Raw genomic sequence first — 1724 nt, 5'->3', positions numbered from 1 at the left:
GCCCGCCCGCGACGCCGAGCACGCCGTCGCGGGCTGAGCGGGGCCGCCGCGTCGCGGCCGTCAGCCGTCGCCGAGCACGACGGTCTTGTTCGGAGTCGGAGTGGGGACGAGGTCGTCGGTGAGGACCAGCGCGCCACCGGCGGCAGCGCGGATGCCGTACACGTGATCGGGGCGCGGCAGCGCGGGCGACACCCGTCCCAGCAGCGCCCCGGTCCGGGCGTGTGTGAGGTGAGGGTCAGTCGGTGGGGGCGAGTCGGGCGGGGAAGCCGCCGGTCGAGATCGGGCCCCAGCGGTCGATGGTGACGCGGATGAGGGACTTGTCCTGGCGGCGCATCGCCTCGCGGTACTCGTCCCAGTCGGGGTGCTCGCCGGCGATGCAGCGGTAGTAGTCGACCAGGGCGTCGGCGGCCTCGGGCATGTCGAGGACCTCGGCGGTCCCGTCGACCTGCACGTAGGGGCCGTTCCAGTCGTCGGACAGCACGCACAGCGACACCCGCGCGTCGCGGCGGGCGTTGCGGGCCTTGGCGCGCTCGGGGTAGGTGGACACCACGACGCGTCCCTCGCCGTCGACGCCGCAGGTGACCGGCGACAGCTGCGGGCGGCCGTCGGCGCGCGTCGTGGCGATCAGCGCGCGGTGCCGGGGCCGCAGGAATTCCAGCAGTTCGGAGCGTTCGACGCGGTTCGCGGTGGCGATCGAAGGAGCCATGCCTCCACCTTAGGGACGGGCCGGGCGATGCCCGTTGTCGCCCCGCACAATGATCGCCGGGAAGTTTTGAGGGCTCACCAGTTCATCGCCGTCGGGCGGGCCTGCATGATGACGGGCGTCCCCCTCTCCCCCGCCCCTCGAGGACCGCCATGCGCACCTCCCGCACGTCCGGAGTCCTGCTCGGCACCGCGCTGCTGGCCGGCGCGCTGACCGCGCCCCCCGCCCTGGCGGACGTCCCCGCGCGGGCGCCCGCCGCCTCCGCGTTGGCCGCCGCGGCGCCGCGGCTGGCGACGGCCGCCAACTTCCGCGACCTCGGCGGCTACGCGACCGCCGACGGCCGTCACGTCCGCAGCGGTGTCGTCTACCGGTCCAACTCGCTGGCGAACCTGTCGGACGCCGACCAGCAGACGCTGCTGAGCCTGGGGATCACGCTGGACGTGGACCTGCGCAACGCCAAGGAGCGCTCGGACGACCCGGACCGGCTGCCCGCCGGGATCGCCTACAAGGTCGCCGACGTGGAGGACCTGACGCACGGCATCTCCTTCGCCAACCCGGCGCTGGGGAGCCTGCTGTACGGGTTCCTGATGGGGCTGGTCACCGGATCGTCCAACATCGGGCAGTCGATCGCCTACCCGTTCATGGTGGACTTCAGCGGCGCGAGCCGCGCCTACCGCGACCTGCTGACCTCGATCGCGGCCAACCCGGGCGCGACGGTGTTCCACTGCACGGCGGGCAAGGATCGGACCGGCTGGGGCGCGGCGGTGCTGCTGACGCTCCTCGGCGTCCCGAAGGCGACGGTGTACCAGGACTACCTGGCCAGCAACACCTACCTCGGCCGGCCGGACGCGGTGGAGTCGTCGTGGCTGGACGAGGCGTTCCACGAGGTCGACGGCGTCTACGGGGGCTTCGACAACTACGTGCGCAAGGGGCTGGGGCTCAGCGACGCGACCATCGCGGCGCTGCGCGCCCGGCTCCTGACCTCCTGACCCGCGGCCCGGCGATCCGCGTCCCGGCGGCC

3 protein-coding genes are annotated in these 1724 nt (G+C 73.7%); 1 reads left to right on the top strand and 2 read right to left on the bottom strand.

Annotated features, from left to right (window positions below; translation table 11 throughout):
* Positions 1-60: 60 nt before the first annotated feature.
* A complete protein-coding gene (locus ABZ914_RS50980; RefSeq protein ID WP_500201766.1) occupies positions 61-192 on the bottom strand; it encodes a hypothetical protein in 132 nt (43 codons plus the stop codon).
* Positions 193-235: 43 nt separating this feature from the next.
* Complete coding sequence (locus ABZ914_RS50975) at positions 236-706, bottom strand: PPOX class F420-dependent oxidoreductase (protein ID WP_190856739.1); 471 nt, start codon at positions 704-706, stop codon at positions 236-238.
* Between the two features lie 149 nt (positions 707-855).
* On the opposite strand from ABZ914_RS50975, the gene ABZ914_RS50970 reads away from it, so the two are divergent.
* A complete protein-coding gene (locus tag ABZ914_RS50970) occupies positions 856-1692 on the top strand; it encodes a tyrosine-protein phosphatase (protein WP_500201765.1) in 837 nt (278 codons plus the stop codon).
* Positions 1693-1724 lie beyond the last annotated feature (32 nt).

This window comes from Spirillospora sp. NPDC046719 (assembly GCF_040645715.1).
Lineage (GTDB): Bacteria > Actinomycetota > Actinomycetes > Streptosporangiales > Streptosporangiaceae > Spirillospora.
This window is presented reverse-complemented; position numbering and strand designations above follow the sequence as displayed.

Coding starts and splice junctions, on each gene's coding strand:
- ABZ914_RS50975 (WP_190856739.1), bottom strand. CDS start 706: ATGGCTCCTTCGATCGCCACCGCGAACCGCGTCGAACGCTCCGAACTG.
- ABZ914_RS50970 (WP_500201765.1), top strand. CDS start 856: ATGCGCACCTCCCGCACGTCCGGAGTCCTGCTCGGCACCGCGCTGCTG.